Raw genomic sequence first — 20,206 nt, forward strand, 5'->3', positions numbered from 1 at the left:
CATCTCTCCTTTCAATAGTAAGTTCATCCGTTCCGGGACTGGAGGCTTTTCTCCTTCTCCTGCTCCTGCGCGCGGTGCACTTCATCCTTCAACAGTTCCCATATTTCATGCCGCAGCCGGACAAACTCGGGATTTGCCCGTAAATCCTCCTCGGACGTGCGCGCTCTGAACGGAATTTCCACCACTTGCTTGATACGCCCCGGCCGGGAGGTCATCACTGCAACCCGCTGCCCTAAATACACCGCCTCTTCAATGCCGTGCGTTATGAAGATGATCGTCTTCTTCGTAGCCTCCCAGATGCGCAGCAATTCCGATTGCAGCGTCTCTCTTGTCTGCGCGTCGAGCGCAGCGAACGGCTCATCCATGAGCAGCACCTCCGGGTTGTAAGCCAGGCTTCTAGCAATGGCAATTCGCTGCTTCATCCCGCCGGAAAGCTCATGAGGATAGCGATGCTCGAAACCGGTTAAGCCGACAAGGTCGATATACTCCCGGGCAACCGTCCGCCGCTCCTTGCGGCCGACACCTTTCGCCTCGAGCCCGAATTCTACATTGGCGAGTGCGGTTCTCCACGGAAATAACGCATACTGCTGGAACACAATGCCCCTCTCCAAATTAGGCCCGTCAATCGGCTTGCCGTCCAGGACGATCTGTCCCCCGGACGGCTTCGTCAACCCCGCGAGCAGGTCCAGCAAAGTGGACTTCCCGCAGCCGCTCGGCCCGACAATGACCATAAATTCGCCGTCCTTCACCTCCAAGTGAATGTCTTCCAGCGCCGAAACCCGCTGCTGCCCCTTTTGCATATCAACGATTTTCCGCTTCGCCTGAAACGATTTGTGAACGTGCTGAATACTGATTTTGGCAGACATTGCTTCTCAGCTCCTTCCTTAGTTGCTCTCGTCTCGATAAGGGTTAAACTCGTTCGTATACAGCGTTTTACCGTCCAACTCGCCTTTCTTCAGCAGGCCGTCCTTCTCCAGCCATTCCACCCAGGTACCGAACTCACTTTCATGAATGAGCCCTCCCTTTCCCGCCACGCCTGTGCTTTTCCAATACTTGACCGTGCTGTCGTCTTCCTTTCGTCCCCGCTGGGCGATAATCTCTTTAAACTTCGCCTGCACTTCCTCCGGAGGCGTTGTTCTTGCCCACTCGATCGCTTTGGCGACGGCTTCTACAAACTTGCGGGACGTGTTCGGATTGTCCTTGATGAACTCCTTGCGCAGTACATACGTCCCCGCGCTGAAATCGCCGAATAGATCACGGTCCTTAAATAACGGCCTGATTTCGCCGCGTTCCAGCGCCTTGTCCCGAAGCAGGCCGCCTAACGTAGCCGCATCGACCTGCCCTGCCCGCAGCGTCTGTTCACCGGTAACCGGGGGCACCACGACCAGCGTCACTTGCTTAATCTCTTCCTCCGTCAACCCCTCCCTGCGCAAAAACTCCTTGATAATAAACTCATGGTGCGCTCCGAGCGTGTTGACTGCAATTTTTTTGCCGACGAGATCCTTTGCAGTTCGAATGGGGCTGTCCTCCAGAACGTAATACCCCGACCAGGTATTCTCATCCACTCCGTAGTAGGAGATGACCGGCGTTATCGGTGCACCGGCCGCAATCAGTTTGACGATCGCCCCGTTAAACGCACCCCCGAAATCCGTATCCCCTGTCACTGTCGCCTGAATATCCTGAGGCCCGCTGATCGTATTGCCGATATACTTAAGCTTGACCGGGGCCAGGTACCCCAGGTTTTCCGCCAGCTCCGGGTAGGTAACCGCTCCTATCCCTCCCTGATAACGAAGCTCCTGCACTTCGGCCTTGACGCCGTCGGCCTTGGCTGTGTCGACTGAACTTGCATCGCCGCAGCCGCTGAGGAGCACCGCAGACGATAACAACGTTGCCATCGAAAAGTTAAAAAACTTAATTGAAAATTCAGATAATTTCAACGAAACCCCTCCCGAATTTAAGTGGTGATCCCCTAATCAGCGCTTTTTGGGATAAAAAAAAGGCCCATGCATCCACGATGCTGGCCTCCGGTGGTCCGGTCGTAATTCATTTATTTCCTATAGACTTAGTATGAATTAAATTGATTCTATATCGGAAACTCTCGTCTGTCAACCCTTTACTTAGGAATCTAATTTCCCCGCGGCCGTCCAGCACGTTGTATGGAAAAAGGCTGTCGCCGTTAGTAGAATGAGTCTACTTTCAGGGACAGCCTAAGCTCCATCCATATTTTATTTACTTACCGCCGGATGCTTTGTACCACTCATTGACTTCTTCCGTGATTTTATCTCCGCCCAAGGACTTCCAGCTCTTTACAAAGTTGTCGAACTCGTCGATCGGAGCCTTGCCGTATACAATTTTCAGGAAGGTTTCCGTCTCCAGTTTCAACAGTGCTTCCCACTTCGATTTCATGGTTTCGGTCTGGCCGCCGAGGAACAGGTTCTGGATGGCTTTATCCTTCTGATCCATCACAATCTTCGCAGCTTGCCACTCCATGACCGATTTCGGGTTCGCGCGCTCTTCCACCGGAATATTGTTATACATCATGTCTTCATAAGGAGTAGACGGCTTTTCGCCGTTATAGAACTTTAATAACGTATTGAACAGCATCTGCGGATCAACAAAAGGCTGATGGCCGATAAAATACTTGGTCGCATTCACTTTCAGCTTATCAGGGAAATCCGCTTCAACATAAGATACGGTTCCATCTGCTTTAGTTACATAGTCGTAGCCTTCTTTCCAGCCTTTTTCGAACTCATGGCCTTTAGGCGGATTGCCGACAACGTACATCGTATTCAGGTACAGGAAGAATGCTTCCGGGTTCTTGAAATCTTTGCTGATCAGGAAGGCGCCGGTTTGAACAGGGCTGTAACGTCTGCCTATTTTACCGTCCGGACCTGCAGGTACCGGCAGCGGTTTGGTTTTCGTTTCAGGGAAATTTCTTTGCAGGAAGTTCCTCGCGCTGTTCGCCTGGAAATAAGGACCTGCCATCAAGCCTGACTTATTCGTTTTGTAGGTATCATCGCTCTTGCTCACTTCGACCATGCCTACATCGGCCGAAATATACCCTTTCTTATACCAATCTGCCAGCCTTGCCAGTCCATCCTTAACTTGCGGCTGAATGGAGCCATACTCCAGCTGCTCCCCGTTCCACTTGTTCCAGTAATGCGGGATGACGCCATAAGCTCCGAATACCCAGCTTGTATCTCCGCGCCATTGAACAAACGGCATGCCGGCATCTTTAAAGCTCAAGGCTAGCGGAGGATTGCCGACTTGGGTCCCCTTCATCGCCTCCATCACCTTTTCCAATTCGTCCAGCGTCTTAGGTTCCGGCAAATTCTTCTCTTTCAGGAAATCTTCACGTACCCACAATACAGGGTCGTTGTTATAAGCAACCGTCAGTTGAGGGATCCCGTATCGTCTGCCGTCCTTAGTAACTTGAGCCCACAATTGCGGATCCTCGTAAATTTTCTTTACTTCCGGAGAGGCATACTTCTCGAAATCTTCCGATACCTCTTTATACATCCCCGAATCAACAAGGTCGGTCAGAAGCTGCGGATCCGTAACGAAGATAATATCCGGCATCTTTTGCCCGGAGGACATATCCAAACGAACCTTGGTCTTGAATTGATCATCCGAAGTGACCCAATTGTACTTCAGATCGATCCCTAATCTTTCCTTCACCCACCGGGAATGGATGTTGTTCTCGATCGTCTCGCCATTCTTGAATTTAAAAGTAGAATTGACAGAACTAACCGTCGTCATGGTTACCGGCGTTTCAAATTTGCCCTTCGAGAAGCCGTTGTCCGACGCCGGATCTTGTGCATTCCCCGTATCCGCCGGCGTGTTGCTGTTTCCCCCGGACGAGCATGCCGTGAGCGCCAATGTACAGGCAAGCACCAAGGTGTTGAGTTTCATCCATTTCCTCATGTTCTGACCCCTTTTCGAAATATAGGTTGTTACATCCCTAACTATAAAGTCCGTGTGAGCGGTTTCACAGAGCATATTCTTAAACTTGATTATGTTATTTTAACTTATCCTTTCACTGCGCCCATAACCATTCCTTTTACAAAAAACCGCTGCAGGAAAGGATAAATCAGCAGGATCGGCAGCGTACCGACAAAGATTTTGGCCGCTTTCAGTGTACGATCCGACAGATTGAGCGCTTCCTCGCTCGTGATGGACATGGTAGACGGATCCGGCGCCTTCACTAACGTCTGCAGCAGCGTACTCATTGGCCAGCTCTCCTGTCTGAGGTAAATCAAGGCGTCAAACCAGGCGTTCCAATGTCCTACCGCAACAAACAGAATAATCGTGGCGATCGACGGCAGGGACACGGGCAGATAAATCCGGACCAGCGTAGTAAAATGACCGGCGCCGTCAATCAGGCTCGCCTCCTCCAGCTCTTTCGGGATGGCACGGAAAAAGTTCAGCATCAAAATCATATTATAAATGTTTAACGCGCCGGGAAGAATCAGCGACCAGACCGAATTCATCAGTCCCAGTTTCTGAATGACAATATAGGTGGGGATCAGCCCTCCGTGAAACAGCATCGTAAACACGAAGAACCAGGCAATCCATCTTCCGCCTTTCAGGGCATCCATCTTGGACAGAGGGTAAGCGGTCAGAATGGTGACCACCATGCCTACGGAAACCCCGAGCAGAACCCGGACTAGAGAGTTGCTGAAGGAACGAAGGAAGCCCTGATCAGACAGCGTAGTCTTGTAGGAATCCAGATGGAAATCAACAGGCCAAAAGCTGACCGCATTGGCTGCCAAGGCCATGCCCCCGCTGAAGGAAACGGCAAAAATATGAATCAGCGGAAGGATACAGCATAATGCCATGATGCTAAGCAGTACGATGTTGGTCCAATAAAAGACCTGATAGGATCTCGTTTTGTAATACATGGGCGTTCCTCCTAGAAAATGCGATAGTTGGCGAAGCGGTGGGCAAGATAATAGGCCGAAACGATCATGACGAAGCCTACAATCGATTTGAACATCCCGATCGCTGTGGCCAGGCCGAACTGCGCTCCCTGTAAACCAATGCGGTAAACGAACGTGTCGATAATATCCGCGTATTCATAAACCAGTGGATTGTACAAGTTAAAAATCTGGTCGAAGCCCGCGTTCAGCACGTTCCCGAGCGCCAGTGTACCTACAACGACGATAATGGGAATGATGGCCGGAAACGTTACGGTCCAGGTCTGTTGCCAGCGGTTCGCTCCATCCACTTCCGCCGCTTCATACAGGGAAGGATCTACGTTGGACAATGCGGCCAGAAACACGATCGTGGCAAATCCGCATTCCTTCCACACTTCAGAGACGACAGCGACAATTCGGAACCACATTCCGTCCGCCAGAAAAATGATAGGGTCGATGCCAAAGTACGGAAGAATCATCGTGTTGATAATCCCTGTAGACGAGAGCATATCGCCCAGAATCCCCCCGAGAATAACCCAGGACAGGAAATGCGGTAAATAGACCAGTGTTTGAACAATCTTCTTGAAAGCCATATGCCTTACTTCATTCAGGAGCAGGGCGAATATAATCGGCACGATCAGATTGGCTGTAATTTTCAGTGACGCAATGAGGAACGTATTCCAGATGACCTGCACACTGTCAGGCCTTTCAAAGGCTGTGCGGAAATGATCTAACCCTACCCAAGGCGACTTGGTAAAGCCAAGCCACGGCTTGAAATCCTGGAAAGCGATCACAAGTCCTCCCATCGGCAGATAATGAAATAACAGTGTCAGAAAAATGCCCGGAAGCAGCATGACGTACAGGATCCCGTTTCTTCTCAGCATACTCATCGTTTTTGTCTCATCCCCTAAACTGGCTGTATTGGTTGCTAATCCTTACTTTGACACTAACACAAGCCTTTTAAGTAAATACAGAACACGTTTTTGAGGTCCGCTATGTTATTTTAAGCTTTGGACGTTACATATTCCTTTTGCCGCCCATATGGTTTAGCATAGAGAAACAAGGTTTGTAGCAGGGAGGAATTCACGTGCTGAATAAATTTCACACCCTAAGTACGTTCGCTAAAATCAATCTTATATTGCTGATCATGCTCGTTCCTTTGCTGGGCATGAATTATTACTCAAATCATATCGGCACAGGCGTGGTCAGGGACGGAATTCACCGCGCCAGCGAAACCTATATGTCTTTGCTGACGAGCCAAATCGATACGACGGCCGATCAGCTGTCGGTGTTCTCCTTGACGATGAACCGGGACAGCTACGTTGCCGCCTATACGAATTACGAGGAAAGCAGTCACCCTTACGATAAACATGGAATCCTCAAAAATATTAACGAAAAACTGAATCTGAACAGTCTTTCCCTGCCCTGGACGAATCAGTTCACAATCTACTCCCCTGTTGCGCAGGAAGCCTTGTCCAACGGCGGTGTAATTGCTTACGATGAGCAATTTCTCAGTGAGCACTTATCTCCGCAATGGACCTATCTGCCTGCTGACAACCGGTATGCGCAGCCTTATTTTGTCCGGCATACGGTAGAACCGCAGTACTCTCCGGACAAGCCTCCGGGCGATTACCGTGTCATCACGGAGGCCAGCTTCAGTGTCTTCAACCTGGTCAAAATGCTCGATCAATTCAAGAATAAAGAGAACGTGCACGACCCTTTCCTATACAGCCCGGGCCATGAGCCGATTGTGAGCAGAACTTCCAAGCCCGATTACATCCACAAGCTGCAGTCGCATTTATCCGGCCAAAAGCTGGCCGATACCGGCCATGAGACAGTTGAACTCCACGGCAAGCCCTATCTGGTCACTTATCAAATAACGAATACGCTGCAGTGGTACCTGGTCGATTATGTGCCGCTGGAACATGCGCTGGCTCCGATGTACCGGACGAACCAAATGTACTACATATCCGCCGCCGTTCTGATTACGCTTAGCCTGATTTTATCGTATTTTATTTACCGGAACGTTCAAATCCCAATCATCAAGCTGACAAACAGTGCGAGGGCCATCGCCCGCGGCGATTTTTCCGCCAAAATCGACTATCATCCGAAGAATGAATTTCAAGTGCTCGTGTATCAGTTCAACAGCATGGCCGGGAAAATCAAGGAGCTCATCGAAACCATCTACGAATCCAAAATCCGCCTTCAGCAGGCCACGCTAAAGCAGCTCCAGGCACAGATCGACCCGCACTTTCTATATAACAGCCTGAACTTCATCAAGTATTGCGCAAAGTCGGGGGATGAAGAGGCGGTCGTCTCGATGGCTGTCAACCTTGGCGCCTATTACCGCACCGCGACCCGTTCGGGTGATGCCCGGACTACGTTAGAAGAAGAACTGAAGCTAATCCGTAACTATCTGGAAATCCACAAGCTCCGCATGCATGAAATGAACTATGAAATCCATCTGCCGGAAGAGCTCAGACTGACCGAAGTACCCCGTCTCATTGTACAGCCTGTTGTGGAGAATGCGATCGTTCATGGGATCTCCCATTTGGAACAGGACGGATTTATCCGCATCTCGGCTGAATCGGACGGCGGTTTCTTTACAATTACGGTAGAGGACAGCGGTCCGGGGCTGAGCAGAAGCGAGCAGGAGGAACTCATGTACAAAGTCACGCATGCCCAGAACGAACACGACCTGTGCGGGCTATGGAACGTAGCCCAGCGGCTGGTGCTGCAGTACGGAGATACCGCCGGGATTGGAATCGAAAGTTCTGTGTATGGGGGATTGAAGGTTTGTCTTTACTGGCCTGATGCAGTACATAAGGAGGAATGAGGCAATGTACCAGCTGTTAATCGTCGATGATGAAAGAAAAGTAGCGGACTCCTTAGCGGAGCTGCTTCCTTGGGAAGAATTGAATATCTCGCAGGTATACCGCGCCTATTCCGGTCAGGAAGCATTTCAGCTGATCGCGGCCCACTCCATTGAGATTGTGCTAACGGACATCCGCATGCCGGGCATCAGCGGATTGGAGCTGATTGAGAAAATCAGGGAGATCAACAAGAAGACTAAATGCATTCTCCACTCCGGTTACTCCGATTTCGAATACGCCAAGCAGGCGATGGCCTATCAGGTAACGGAATACCTTCTGAAGCCTGCGTCCGATGAAGAGATTATGGAGGCCGTCGGCCGGATGATCGAGCTCCTTTGCCAGGAAGCTGCCGCCCTTTATTCCGTAACGAGCTTGACCGCTGCGATACGGGAACAGATCCCTGTCATGCGGGCTCAGCTGCTGCAAGATGTACTCATGGGAAAGTCATGGTCAAACGAGGAACTGGCCAGCCGGTTAGAGCTTACACAGCTTTCCTTCCGGCCGGCGGATCCCGCAGCCGTTCTGGTTATCCGGTTGGAGGAAAGCTTCTCCAGCAGCGATCTCAAAAGTATGTACTTATTCGAGTATGCTGTCATTAACATTGCGGAAGAGACGTTCGGGGAGCACTTTGAACTGCTTGCGGGAAGGGATCAGTACGATTATCTGGTTCTGGTGGTCAAGCTGTCCGACTCGAAGTTAGCCGAATTTGCCGAGCTGGGCATGAGTTCGTCAGCCAGCACCACCCTGCTGGAAAAGACGGCGCTTACCCTTCAAGAGAATGTCACAACCTACTTGAAACGGCATATTTCCATTGTAATGAGCACCTGGGGCAGCTTTCCCGGACGACTGCCGGGGTTATATGAGGAATCCATATCCACGATCAGGCGCAACATAGGGAATGACAGGGATATATTTCTTAAAATATCGGATGATGACGCTCCAAAGCCTATGAAATCGCTGCGCAACCTGTACGAGACGCCGACGCTAAATCAATTGCTGGATATGGGCCAACGGGAGCAGACGGTACGCAAAATCGGGGCGGTCGTGGCGGAACTGGAAGAACAATGGAGCGGCTCCCATGAACATATGCAGGAAGTGTTTCTTCATTTGGGGGCGGCTTTTACTTACGCGGCGCATCAAAACGGGAAACAGCTGGAAGGCATCATCGGGACGGATTATGAGCTATTTTATACCCGAAAGCCGTTCCTGAGCGTTCGCCAGCTGAAGGACTGGGCTGTCCGTGTGGCCGACAAGCTTTTCGAGGACCTGAACAAGGAACAGGTGGATTCCAAGAGCAATACGATTGTTCAGATTCAGCACTTTATTAACGACAGACTCTCTGAGGATGTAACGTTACAAGCAATCGCGGACCACGTTAAAATGCACCCCGCCTACTTATCCAAACTGTTCAAAACCCGTACGGGCGAAAATTTAAGTGATTATATTATCCGGTTGAAAATGGAAAAAGCCGCGATGCTCCTGAAGCAGACTGACGACAGGATCTACCAGATCTGCACCAAGTTGGGCTACCAGAACCCGCCTTATTTGATCAAACTGTTTAAAAAATATTACGGCGTCACCCCCCAGGAATACAGGGACGGATTTTCCGGTACTGGAAAACAATAAACCAAGCTAGCTAATCCTGCAAATGTTCGGGGCAGACGCTGCGGACCTAGAAAAAAGGAGCAGCCTACTAAGCATACCCCTAACTTTATTTATGGGATTCGTCTGGCATGAACGACCAAACGGGCATTTTCATACTCATAACTGCACGTAGACAGCGTTAAGATCTTATCGTTTTTGGAAAAAGCGAGTCCCCTCGAGAACAGCGACTTTTGCTGCAGCTGCACGAGAAAATCCGTGTAGTCCCGCCCGGAGCGGAAGCTGGTTTGAAGGTAGGGTTCGTCCGCTTCAGCCACGTAAACGGAAAAGACTTCATATTCGATTTCCTCATATTTTGTGCTGAAGGAGATCATCATGTTTTTGTTGAAAAAAGATTCCTTTCTATACTGCGTCAGCCCCTTGAACATGGACCCGTCCTTCATATGGTGCCCGTACAAAATCGTATTGCGGTTATCCCCGTCCGGCGCATTGCGGTAGTCCATAAAGATCGCGCCCCATGCCGACCGCTTGCGCTTGAAATTATGATGAATATAGTACGAATTGTCCTTGGTCTGAACAACCGGATAATCGATGGGCGTGCCCGGGACCCGGATCCAGCCGACGGTATCTTTGTTTTGAGCCAAAAGCTTCTTATAAACCGGAAGCACCTCCGGTTTAGCAGCAGGTTCTGCAGCAGGTTTTACTGCAGTCTCAGGAGCGTCCTCAGTGCCTGCCGGTAAAGGTGCCTTCGGCAGCGGCGGCTGTTGACGCGGTTCACCGCGCTCCGATTGATTCGTTTGCGGCGCCGGAGACGCAAATTCCTGCCGAACTTGTTCGTAAAGTTTATCATTTTGAACTTTCCCCTCATAGGTAGCGGCCACTTTATAGGACGAAAACAAAAACACCGCAGTACACACCGGCACAATCAGCCTTTTCCACCAATGCATGAGGACCACCTCCAGATGACCGTGATAAATAGGCAAAAGAGGGAGCTGAGCCCCCTCTATGTTTCCGGTATATCGGCATTTCCGGTCTTATTGCTGAAATCCGCGTTTTCTGCGGGCGACGGCGTAAATACCCAACACTAGAGCAGAGAAACCTGCAAGGTAAGCGTATAGGATTGTGGAGCTGTCACCGGTTTCCGGGTTGACAGGTGCAGCTTCGTCAGCTGGAGGCAGCAGCACAGCATCGATTACGTGGATTACGCCATTCGACGCCTGGATGTCCGCTGTAACCACTTTGGAATCATTTGCCATAACCGGATCAAGGGAGATCTTCACCTTTTTGCCGTTCACGGTTGTTGCTTCCATGCCGTCTTTCAGGTCGGTGGACAGCACTTTACCTTGGACAACATGATACAGAAGGATATCCTTCAGGTCTTTTCTGGCCAGCAGTTCATCAGCAGTTACGTTCAGCTGTTTCAATAATGCGGCAAAAGCTTCATCCGTCGGTGCAAATACAGTATACGGACCTTCGCCTTTCAGCGTCTCCGCCAATCCTGCTTTCGTCACTGCTGCCACGAGGGTATTGAACGTACCCGCGCCCACAGCCGTATCGACAATATCCTTGTCGCCTTCAGCAGCCATTACACTCGACATTGGTACGACCAGCATCACCAAAGCCAACACCATTGCAAACCACTTTACCTTCGCCATCTTCACATAACCTCCAGAAAAATGTATTTTGTATATGGTTCGTATAATGATTGTATAACATGCCGCCTAATTTTGTAAAGCGTTTGTACTATGTTTGTATAATAACGAAAAAGACTGCCCATCCATCATTGGCCGCCTTTTCGGAAACATACTATTTTAGATAACTCCCGGCAATTGAATAGAAACCGTCGTCCCCTTGCCGATCTCGCTTTTCACCTGGACTTTGCCTTTCATGTCCCTGATGATTTGGTAACTGACCATCAGGCCAAGCCCGGTGCCGCTCTCTTTCAAAGAATAATAAGGCGAGCCCAGCCGGTCCACCTGCTCTTTGGTCATGCCGACGCCTTCGTCCTTGATCAGGATTTCAACCATACCGCTCTTAGATGGCCCGCAGCAGACCGTCACTTGCCCTCCATCCGGCATAGACTCTATCGCATTCTTGAGTATATTCATCACACATTGGTCGAATTTCTGCGGATTCGCATGAATCCACATCTCGCTGCGGACATCCCTCTTCACTGCAATTTGATATCTGTCTGAATAGGAGTGCATCATCTCGATCACACGAAGTATCCGGGCCCCTGCATCCGTACGCTGCCTGCTTTCATCCGTCGGCTTGCTAAAGGCTAAGAGGTCGTTAATGATCCCGTTGGCACGGTCCAGTTCTTCGATGGAAAGCTGGATGTACTGCTTCTTTTTGCCGGGAAGTTCCGAATCATCGAGCAGCTGCAAAAAGCCGCGGACCACCTGCATCGGATTTCGGATCTCATGGGCGAATACACTGGTCAGTTCCCCCAACACCCTCAGTTTTTCCTTATCCTGCAGATCCTGCCGGAGCCGGTGAAATTCGCTAAACTTCTCTTTCAGCACGATAACCCCCCAGACTACGAGGGAACTAAACAACAGATGAGTCACTTGCGCCTGGAGCCTTTCCAGCGAGAAACCGAGTATCCACGTGGACCACGCCATCCCGGTGACGGAATAGTAGACACATAATACTACGCCGATGCTGATTTTCTTTATCCTCCCTGACGCGGCAAACCTCTGGCCCAGCAGCACAAACAACGGAACGGTGCACAACAGAGTAAGAATTGTCGTATATAGACCCTCGCCGGTTCCCATATACAGCCGATATGCCGCAACCGTAACCGTTAGCACTATACCGGCCGGAAGACCGAAGTATAGTGTGCCTAATAATAACGGAATGACCCGGATATCCAAGCGGTACCCTGAACCAAAATCCGCCGGAAACGACATGCACAGCAGGATAGAGCTACTCCACAACAGAGAAGCGATCCATTTGGAAGGCTTTCTTCCGGAAACCTTTTGATAAAATACCATCTCATACACAAAAATAGGGACGGCCACCATCATCAGCTGAAACAAATAATCTTTGAGTTGTTCCATTCGATACCTTCTTAGTTGTTGTAGTAGTAATTCTCATTATAACTTGAATTCAAGGGAGGCTCCTATGAAAAGTTAAAAAAAAAGGACACCGCCGGTGTCCTTTTCCTTAGTCTAACGCCTTATTGTAATGTCTGCCGGATTGATGTGTTGAGCTTTGCCGAATTTACCTTCGGTACCGGGTTGTTAGTTAGTTTGTATTTCTGCTTCAATTCCAGAATTCTCCGGACACTTGCATTGATATGATCGGCCGGAATCTTGCCGTTTTGGGCTGCTTTATAGAGCGATTGCAGCACAAGCCGCTGCTTCTCAGGCTCATGGCCGACCAGAATGATGTCCGAACCTGCCAGAACGGATCGGATCACCGCCCCGTCTAACGTATAGTTTTTGCCGATCGCTCCCATCGTCATATCATCCGTGATAACTACGCCCTCGAAACCGAGTTCTTTGCGCAGGTACTTTTGAATAATAACTTTGGACATGGAAGACGGTACGTTCGGATCTAGTTGACTCATCAGCAGGTGTGCGACCATCACTGCATCGGCACCCTGCTGAACCGCTTCCTGGAATGGGGCGAACTCTACTTTTCTCAACCGGTCCAAACCGTGTGTGACAACAGGAAGTCCCTTATGCGAGTCTACCGATGTGTCGCCGTGTCCCGGAAAATGCTTAACCACGGGGATAACGCCCGCTTTGCCGATTCCCTTCATTTCACTGATCCCCATCTTGATGACACGCTGCGGGGTTGTACCGAACGCACGGTCTCCGATCACCGGGTTATTCGGGTTCGTGTTGACGTCGAGATCCGGAGCGAAGTCCATGTTCAGACCGAACGCCTTCATCGTGGATCCCATAACCTGTCCAACCTTGTTGGCATAGTCGGCATTATTCGTATTCCCGATTACCCGGCTGGCAGGGAATTTATCGATACCGGCCGGGAACCGGGAAACCCTTCCGCCTTCCTGGTCGGTTCCAAGCAGAAGCGGCGGCAGAATCCCCGCTTCCTTGCTCGATTGCTTCAACGAATTCAGCAGGGCCCTCGTCTGCGAAACCGAAGTGAGATTGTTCGCGTATACAATAATCCCGCCGACTTTATACTGTTGAAGCATCTGCTGCGTGATCTTCCCCACTTCTGTGCCCTCGATGCCTACCATTACCATTTGGCCGATTTTGTCTCTGAGGGTCATTTGGGACATGAGCTTGCTGACCGGATCTGCAGCCGGCGGCTTTGAGGGCGGCGAAGTTGGTGCCGGCGTCTGCGGCGGCGGGGATTGATCAGTCCCGTTAGCCGGATCATTTCCGGCCTGACCGCCATTCCCGCTATCAGCTCCATTCCCAGCCTGACCGCCATTCCCCTCATTCCCGCCATCCGCTGGCTGAGGGGCAGCGGGGGCCGAAGGAGCCGCCGGTGTCTGAGGCGGCGTTTCGTTCGCCCGGTTATCCGAGTTCGTGCCGCAACCGGTCAAGGCTGCTATGCTCAATAAGAGAACAAAGATATATTTGTGAAGTATAGTCATGCTGATTCCTCCTTGGTGATTTCAATCACTTCACTAGTATTTAATCAAATTATTCGTTCCATACTTTGGATTTGGCGGAATGGAAATAATTGTTTACCGTTTTAGCCGCTCCAACCCCGGCCTCCGCTCGTAAGCGAACAGAATCATCACCGCTCCCAGTACAGCACAAAGGGTGTACATCAGGGAGTAGGAGGATACATCCGCAATCGGTCCCATGACGATACTGCCAAGCGAAACGCCCAAATCCGCCATGGCGATAAACAGGCCCATCAGAACATTGCGCTGCGATGAAGGAAGCACAAACGACAAATAGGTCGTTAATGCAGGATACAGCAGCGCTTGCGCGAGCCCCATCAGAACCGCGCCGGCATAAAACCAAATGGTCCCCCCCATGGCCAAGAAGCTCACCAGCAGTGAAGCTGCCGCGATGAACCCCATAATCGTTACCATGAACCAGGAATGCCACCGTCCGTCGGACGGGATCTTCTTCCGCAGCACAAACCGGGCCGCCACTACCGTTCCCGCTTGCAGCATGAGAAACAGTGCGGCATGTCCGCTCCCTGTTTCCAGCGCATACAGCGGTATAAAGGTGGTCACCGCACCAAAGACAAGCGAAGCGGTCAGCATCAGAACGCTGCTTTTGAACAAATGCGGATTCCGCACTAATTGGCCCATAGACTCAACCATGGTCACTCCCTGCTGCGCTTGGCCCGGAGCGGGCTGTTCCTTTTTCCCGTCTATGTCGGTGCTGAACCCCACGATCCCTGTAAGGACTGCAATCGAGATCATAGTGAAGGCCAGATAGCCTGCATCCCCCGCTTGCCATATGCCTACCGCCAAAAAGGGACCGATGATGCCGGGCATAGTCGCGCATAAGGAATACATGGAAATGCCCTGGGAGCGATGCTTGTCAGGCAGCGCATCGATAATGCCAAGCTGCAGGGACATCGAGAAAAAAGCGGTACAAGCCCCCTGCAGCATACGCGCGGCAAAATAACCTTCCATGCCGGTAGTAGTATATAACAACAACGCCGCACCGTTCACCACAAGAAGGATACGCAGCATTCGAATCGGCCCGTAAGTTTGTATCAACATGCCGGCCCAAGGCCTGAGTATCATCGTAGTGAACAAATACGCCCCCATCACAAGGCCGATCGTCGTATTGGTCGCCCCCAGGGAATCGCCCTTTAGGGGAATGATGACATTGAGTATAGAGTTAGCGCTGAAATATAGCAGAGTCAATAGATATAATCTTAAAAAAGGCCAAGACAAAGCTCCCTTCACCTTCTGCCGCTCCTTCCTTACGGGGTGACCGCCTGCAGTAATGCTCTGGCATACGGAGACTGCACGTTCTTCAGTTGATCGGTTTCGGCCGTCTCCACGATGTGCCCGTTCCGGATAAACATGACTCTGTCGCAAACATAAGCTGCAGCCTGGATATCATGTGTGATAAAAATATAACCCACGCCGTACAGGTCCCCGATCTTCTGCAGCAGCTCCAGCACCTGAAACTGAACGGACCCGTCCAAAGAGCTGACCGCTTCATCCAACACTATGCATTCCGGCTCTGTAACGACGGCCCTGGCAATGCAAACTCTTTGCGCCTGCCCGCCTGACAGTTCATGCGGATATTTAGACCGATACGAGGGTTCCAACCCCACCTGCTGCAACAGCAAATCGATCTTCTCCAATGACTCTCGCCGTCCGGTGTTCTGCTGTTTCAAAGGCTCCAACAAAGCTTGTTCCACGGTGTAAAAAGGATTGATAGAGGAAGTATAGTCCTGAAAAACAGCGCTGATCCTGCCTCTTCTTACTTGGGGGTCCCCAATGTTCTGCCCATGAAACAACACTGATCCCCGATCCGGCTTCTCGATGCCAATCAGCAAGCGTCCTAACGTAGATTTACCGCTTCCGCTTTCACCGATGATCCCTAGGCGCTCCCCCGGCTTCCATTCAAAGCTGATAGAGTGCAGCACCGTATGTCTTTCCCGCGAAAACACCCCACCAGTTCTATAAGACTTCACGACGCCGTTCACGCTCAACATGCTGCATTCCTCCCGTCACGGCCTGAAAACGATGATGCAGTGCAAGGCTGGAGGACACCAATTGCCGGGTGTACTCGTGCATGGCCCCGGAAAAGATAGCCTCTGTCGTTCCCCGCTCCACAATCATCCCGTCTTTCATGACCAAAATCTCATCCGCCAGCTTTTGGACAACGCCCAAATCATGGGAAACGAACATCACCGAACAGCCCATTCTTTGCCGGAGCTGCATAAACTGTTCCATCACCTCGAAACGGGATAGGGTATCCAACGCGGAGGTAAATTCATCCGCAATGATCAGGTCCGGCTCCAATACGAGCGCCAATGCGATCATCACCCGCTGCAGCATGCCGCCCGACAGCTGGTGCGGATAGGAATTCATCACCGCGATCGGATCTTTCAGCAGCACGCTGGACATGGCACATTTCATTCGGATTGTGATTTCCTCACGGCCCCACCCGAAATGCCCGCTCAGCACTTCTCTTAAATGAACGCCAATCAGGCAGGACGGATCGAAGGCGCGCATGCCGTTCTGCATAATCATGTACAGCTGCTTTCCTCTCCTTGGTCTCATGTTCTTTTCGGAAAGCTGAGCCAGGTTGACTCCATTGAACAGAATGTCACCGGATTGGCGGATTCCGGGCTTGTTCAACCTCATGATTGCCCGGCAAGTGAGCGATTTCCCGCTACCGCTTTCGCCGACAATCCCCAGACAGCTTCCTTTCCCGACCTGAAAGGAACTCCCGGGAACCATCACACTTCCGGTGCGGCTGTCCCATATTCGGAGATTGGATACTTCCAGCATAGCCATAAGCGATTAAGCCGCCTCCTTTCGCAGTTTCGGGTCAAGCAGGATCTGGAGGGAATCCGACAGAAAGTTGAGCGCCGATACGACCGCAATCATCGCCAGTCCCGGGGCAAGCATCATTTCCGGCCGGGAAAACATGACTTCTCTCGCTTCATTCAGCATCATTCCCCATTCCGCCTGCGGCGCTTGAATCCCTAAACCAAGGAAGGAAAACCCCGATAACTGTAAAATCATAGAGCTGAACGAGCTGCTCGAGAGGACGGCAATGTCCTTCAGCGACACAGGCACGATATGTCTCTTTATGATAAGGAAGCTGCCTACGCCCAGCATTTTTGCAAACTTCACATATTCGGACTCTGCATAATGTATCACTGAAGTTCGGATGACACGGGCGAACCAAGCCCATTTGGTGATGACAAAGGCGATCAGAATATTTTCGAGGCCGACCCCCAATATCCCGATTACCGCCAGCGTCATGACATATCCCGGAAAAGAGAGCATGACATCGCACGCTCTCATAATGACTGCATCCGCAATCCCTTTAAAATAACCCGCTGCCAAACCCAACATAGCCCCAATCCCCACCGACATCGCTAAAGCAGCCAGCACCCATAGAATACTTGGCCGGATGCCATAGATCAGACGGGACAGCATACACCGCCCCAAGTGATCGTTGCCCAGCCAGTATTCCGATGAAGGGCCCGCAAACCGTAGCAGCATATGTACCTCCAACGGATCGTGCGGCGCTACCCAAGGTGCGAATATTCCAGCTGCAAGGGTCCCCGCAACAATAGCTAAGGAAATAGCGGTCACCTTGTTTTTCCCTAAGTATGGAAGTCGTTTCATCATAGATCCTTTCTTATCTTCGGATTGATGACCGCGGTAACCATGTCCGACAATGTGTTGAACAGGACAAAAGCCGCAGCCAAAATCAGCACATACGCCTGAATCACCGGAACATCCCTGCCCAATATAGAGGTCACGCTCAGCGCCCCTACCCCCGGCCAGGCAAACAGGTTCTCTACAACGACCGTACTTCCCAACAGGATAGGAATGGCCATGCAAAAAACAGACACCGCAGTCTGCAGCGAGTTTCTCAGCATATGGAGGGTGACAATCCGCTCGGGCAAGCCGCAAGCTCTTCCATACAGCACATAGTCTTCATTCAAATTGCTGATCATCGAGCTTCTGACGATCCGGAAGTAATTGCCGGCATAGGTGATTGTAATTACGGTAACAGGCAAGATAAAACTTTGAACAGAGTCCATCCCGCTCGTAGGCAGCAGGTCCAAATGCACAGAGATGTACCATACCATTAGCGAAGCAAGCCAATAAGGCGGCATGGACGTAAGGACAAAGAAGATGCCTCTTACGGACTGATCCAGCAGCCTCCCTTCCCACAGAGCACAAAGGACACCTAGGATCACAGAGAGCATAATAATGGCAAAGGCCGAGATCATCGTCAGGTACAGCGTACTCAGCAGCGCCGGGGCCAGCAGGGACCATACCGGTTTTCCCGTTATATAGGAGTTCCCGAAATCAAGCTGTACACTTGCCATCAGCCAATCTACATATCGGACCAGAAACGGCCGGTCCATCCCCAGCACCGCTTTCGTTTCAGCCACCAATTCATCCGTGATTTGCGGCACGCCTTGCGCATGCAGGATCACTTCTGCCGGCTCCATAGGAGACAGATGGTTCAGGCCAAACGTTAAAAAAGAAATGACCGCCAGAAGAGGAATAGACAGCAGCAATCTTCGGACAATATAACTACCCATCTTTATTCAAAATGCATCTGCTCAAACGGCAGCTCGAATTGCGTTTGCTTGAACGAGATGCCCTTCAGGCTTTTCGGCGCAACTACAGTCACGCTGCCGTTCGTAATCGGAATAAAGACTGCCTGGTCATGAACCATCGTTAAAATATCCTTATACAACGACTTCCGGGTCTCTTCATCTTTAGATACCATTACCTCATCAATGTTCCGGTACAGATCCGCAGACTTGGCCATACCCCGGGTGGTATGGTGATAAGGCGAATCCGGCGTAAACGCAGCGATCGTGCTTTGCGGATCGTACGCAAGCCCCCATGTCTGATTAAACATCAAGTCATAATCTCCTGTTGTTCTCCGGTTTACAAGAGAGGACCATTCTTCTCCGATCAGCTGTACCTCAACCCCGATGCTTGCCAACGTACTTTGGATAAATTCCGCCTGCGTTTTCTGGGAAGTAGAATTGACGTCATAGTACATTTTCATTGCTAATGAAGCGCCCGCTTTGGACCGCACCTTGCCGCCCTGTTCCAGTTTCCAGCCTGCTTCCTCCAAAATCTTCTTCGCTTTCTCCAGGTCGAAGGCGCGTTCCTTCAGCTCCACATCGGCATAATTGACGTTAGAGGAAAACAGGGTGTTGGCTGCGGTTTCCGTTCCATTAAAGATTTGCTTACTGATCGTCTCACGGTCAATCGAGTACCAGATCGCTTCACGGACCGCGGTTTCGTGCACAGGATGGTCCTTCTTACTGCTGTTGGCAACGATCATTTTCGTATTCATCGCCTTGCTTCGGATGATCTGGAAGTCACCCGATTCCGCCAGCTGGTTCATAGCCTCCACGTCGATGCTGTCCGTGCCGCGGTCGTCCGTGAACAGGAAGTTTACTTCCCCTTTTTGCAGCGCTAACAGCGTAGTTTCCCCTGCAGGGAGCACTTTGGACGTAATTTTCTTCACTTTGGGAGCACCGCCCCAGTACGTCTCGTTCGCTTCGAAAACAGCATATTGGTCTGTTTTATGTTCCACAAGCTTATAAGGGCCTGTTCCGTTGTATCCGTTTACGCCGTCTTTGGTCGATCCGTTCTTGAAATTGTCTGGAGAAAGAAACACGAACGGCCGGGTCATCGACAGCTCCAGCAAGGCTGGATAGTATGCCTCGGACAAAACAAGCTCGACCGTGTGCTCATCGATGACGTTAACGCTTTTGATCTTGGTCGACAGCTTGATCCAGGAATGCTTCTTACCTTCTTGCAGCACAGCTTCGATGTTCTTTTTCACTGCTTCCGCGTTAAAGGGCTTCCCGTCATGGAACATAACATGTTTTCTCAGATGAAACTTGTATACTTTCCCGTCTTCGGAAATTTCCCATGACTCCGCCAACAGCGGCTTAATGCCTTCCTCCGTGTTCTCCACCAGCGATTCGTACACCATTCCTTGCGCCGGCATCGACCCCTGATACAGGTGAGGATTCATATCGTTGATATCTTTCGCCGCGGCGTACACCAGCTCCTGATCTTGCTTCTTCGTCTCCGTTTCTCCGTCGTCATTGCTGCTGCAGCCGGCCAGTCCGATCATGGCGGCCAATAGTAACGCTGTAAACCCTTTTTGTCTCAACTTCATC

17 protein-coding genes are annotated in these 20,206 nt (G+C 50.9%); 2 read left to right on the forward strand and 15 right to left on the reverse strand.

Annotated features, from left to right (window positions below; all coding sequences use genetic code 11):
- Positions 1-23 precede the first annotated feature (23 nt).
- The 5 genes from ACFSUF_RS02685 to ACFSUF_RS02705 form a co-directional block, all read right to left on the reverse strand.
- Positions 24-866 (reverse strand): ABC transporter ATP-binding protein, encoded by an 843-nt coding sequence (locus ACFSUF_RS02685; protein ID WP_377599834.1) that lies wholly within the window; start codon positions 864-866, stop codon positions 24-26.
- An 18-nt stretch (positions 867-884) separates the two neighbouring features.
- Complete coding sequence (locus tag ACFSUF_RS02690) at positions 885-1,895, reverse strand: ABC transporter substrate-binding protein (RefSeq protein WP_377600228.1); 1,011 nt, start codon at positions 1,893-1,895, stop codon at positions 885-887.
- Between the two features lie 334 nt (positions 1,896-2,229).
- Positions 2,230-3,924, reverse strand: a complete 1,695-nt coding sequence (locus ACFSUF_RS02695) for an ABC transporter substrate-binding protein (RefSeq protein ID WP_377599836.1) — start codon at positions 3,922-3,924, stop codon at positions 2,230-2,232.
- Positions 3,925-4,028: 104 nt separating this feature from the next.
- A complete protein-coding gene (locus ACFSUF_RS02700; RefSeq protein ID WP_377599838.1) occupies positions 4,029-4,901 on the reverse strand; it encodes a carbohydrate ABC transporter permease in 873 nt (290 codons plus the stop codon).
- Between the two features lie 11 nt (positions 4,902-4,912).
- Positions 4,913-5,806, reverse strand: a complete 894-nt coding sequence (locus ACFSUF_RS02705) for an ABC transporter permease (protein WP_377599840.1) — start codon at positions 5,804-5,806, stop codon at positions 4,913-4,915.
- A 197-nt stretch (positions 5,807-6,003) separates the two neighbouring features.
- On the opposite strand from ACFSUF_RS02705, the gene ACFSUF_RS02710 reads away from it, so the two are divergent.
- Both ACFSUF_RS02710 and ACFSUF_RS02715 read left to right on the forward strand, forming a co-directional pair.
- A complete protein-coding gene (locus tag ACFSUF_RS02710; protein WP_377599841.1) occupies positions 6,004-7,752 on the forward strand; it encodes a sensor histidine kinase in 1,749 nt (582 codons plus the stop codon).
- 4 nt (positions 7,753-7,756) lie between these two features.
- A complete protein-coding gene (locus ACFSUF_RS02715; protein ID WP_377599844.1) occupies positions 7,757-9,415 on the forward strand; it encodes a response regulator in 1,659 nt (552 codons plus the stop codon).
- Between the two features lie 89 nt (positions 9,416-9,504).
- Here the strand turns inward: ACFSUF_RS02715 and srtB are convergent, their stop codons facing one another.
- The 10 genes from srtB to cntA form a co-directional block, all read right to left on the reverse strand.
- A complete protein-coding gene (srtB, locus tag ACFSUF_RS02720; RefSeq protein ID WP_377599845.1) occupies positions 9,505-10,338 on the reverse strand; it encodes a class B sortase in 834 nt (277 codons plus the stop codon).
- 87 nt (positions 10,339-10,425) lie between these two features.
- Complete coding sequence (locus tag ACFSUF_RS02725; protein WP_377599847.1) at positions 10,426-11,046, reverse strand: fasciclin domain-containing protein; 621 nt, start codon at positions 11,044-11,046, stop codon at positions 10,426-10,428.
- Between the two features lie 156 nt (positions 11,047-11,202).
- Positions 11,203-12,453 carry an ATP-binding protein gene (locus ACFSUF_RS02730; RefSeq protein ID WP_377599849.1) on the reverse strand — a complete coding sequence of 417 codons (1,251 nt, stop codon included), beginning with the start codon at positions 12,451-12,453 and terminating at the stop codon, positions 11,203-11,205.
- A 119-nt stretch (positions 12,454-12,572) separates the two neighbouring features.
- Positions 12,573-13,967, reverse strand: coding sequence for a beta-N-acetylhexosaminidase (nagZ, locus tag ACFSUF_RS02735; protein WP_377599851.1), 1,395 nt, complete (start codon positions 13,965-13,967; stop codon positions 12,573-12,575).
- Positions 13,968-14,060: 93 nt separating this feature from the next.
- On the reverse strand, positions 14,061-15,251 hold the full coding sequence (cntE, locus tag ACFSUF_RS02740; protein ID WP_377599853.1) for a staphylopine family metallophore export MFS transporter CntE: 1,191 nt from the start codon (positions 15,249-15,251) through the stop codon (positions 14,061-14,063).
- A 17-nt stretch (positions 15,252-15,268) separates the two neighbouring features.
- Positions 15,269-16,012: an ABC transporter ATP-binding protein gene (locus tag ACFSUF_RS02745; RefSeq protein ID WP_377599854.1), complete on the reverse strand. Its 744-nt coding sequence runs from the start codon at positions 16,010-16,012 to the stop codon at positions 15,269-15,271.
- Positions 15,978-16,820, reverse strand: coding sequence for a staphylopine uptake ABC transporter ATP-binding protein CntD (cntD, locus tag ACFSUF_RS02750; protein ID WP_377599856.1), 843 nt, complete (start codon positions 16,818-16,820; stop codon positions 15,978-15,980). The genes ACFSUF_RS02745 and cntD overlap by 35 nt, the downstream gene beginning before the upstream one ends.
- A 6-nt stretch (positions 16,821-16,826) precedes the next feature.
- Positions 16,827-17,663: a staphylopine uptake ABC transporter permease subunit CntC gene (gene cntC / locus ACFSUF_RS02755; RefSeq protein WP_377600230.1), complete on the reverse strand. Its 837-nt coding sequence runs from the start codon at positions 17,661-17,663 to the stop codon at positions 16,827-16,829.
- Positions 17,663-18,595, reverse strand: a complete 933-nt coding sequence (opp1B, locus tag ACFSUF_RS02760) for a nickel/cobalt ABC transporter permease (RefSeq protein WP_377599858.1) — start codon at positions 18,593-18,595, stop codon at positions 17,663-17,665. The genes cntC and opp1B overlap by 1 nt, the downstream gene beginning before the upstream one ends.
- Positions 18,596-18,597: 2 nt before the next feature.
- Complete coding sequence (cntA, locus tag ACFSUF_RS02765) at positions 18,598-20,205, reverse strand: staphylopine-dependent metal ABC transporter substrate-binding lipoprotein (protein ID WP_377599860.1); 1,608 nt, start codon at positions 20,203-20,205, stop codon at positions 18,598-18,600.
- Position 20,206 lies beyond the last annotated feature (1 nt).

The sequence above is a fragment of the Paenibacillus gansuensis genome (assembly GCF_042684925.1).
Taxonomy (GTDB): Bacteria; Bacillota; Bacilli; order Paenibacillales; family DY6; genus Paenibacillus_N; species Paenibacillus_N gansuensis.

Coding starts and splice junctions, on each gene's coding strand:
- ACFSUF_RS02685 (WP_377599834.1), bottom strand. CDS start 866: ATGTCTGCCAAAATCAGTATTCAGCACGTTCACAAATCGTTTCAGGCG.
- ACFSUF_RS02690 (WP_377600228.1), bottom strand. CDS start 1,895: ATGGCAACGTTGTTATCGTCTGCGGTGCTCCTCAGCGGCTGCGGCGAT.
- ACFSUF_RS02695 (WP_377599836.1), bottom strand. CDS start 3,924: ATGAGGAAATGGATGAAACTCAACACCTTGGTGCTTGCCTGTACATTG.
- ACFSUF_RS02700 (WP_377599838.1), bottom strand. CDS start 4,901: ATGTATTACAAAACGAGATCCTATCAGGTCTTTTATTGGACCAACATC.
- ACFSUF_RS02705 (WP_377599840.1), bottom strand. CDS start 5,806: ATGAGTATGCTGAGAAGAAACGGGATCCTGTACGTCATGCTGCTTCCG.
- ACFSUF_RS02715 (WP_377599844.1), top strand. CDS start 7,757: ATGTACCAGCTGTTAATCGTCGATGATGAAAGAAAAGTAGCGGACTCC.
- srtB (WP_377599845.1), bottom strand. CDS start 10,338: ATGCATTGGTGGAAAAGGCTGATTGTGCCGGTGTGTACTGCGGTGTTT.
- ACFSUF_RS02725 (WP_377599847.1), bottom strand. CDS start 11,046: ATGGCGAAGGTAAAGTGGTTTGCAATGGTGTTGGCTTTGGTGATGCTG.
- ACFSUF_RS02730 (WP_377599849.1), bottom strand. CDS start 12,453: ATGGAACAACTCAAAGATTATTTGTTTCAGCTGATGATGGTGGCCGTC.
- nagZ (WP_377599851.1), bottom strand. CDS start 13,967: ATGACTATACTTCACAAATATATCTTTGTTCTCTTATTGAGCATAGCA.
- ACFSUF_RS02745 (WP_377599854.1), bottom strand. CDS start 16,012: ATGTTGAGCGTGAACGGCGTCGTGAAGTCTTATAGAACTGGTGGGGTG.
- cntD (WP_377599856.1), bottom strand. CDS start 16,820: ATGGCTATGCTGGAAGTATCCAATCTCCGAATATGGGACAGCCGCACC.
- cntC (WP_377600230.1), bottom strand. CDS start 17,663: ATGAAACGACTTCCATACTTAGGGAAAAACAAGGTGACCGCTATTTCC.
- opp1B (WP_377599858.1), bottom strand. CDS start 18,595: ATGGGTAGTTATATTGTCCGAAGATTGCTGCTGTCTATTCCTCTTCTG.
- cntA (WP_377599860.1), bottom strand. CDS start 20,205: ATGAAGTTGAGACAAAAAGGGTTTACAGCGTTACTATTGGCCGCCATG.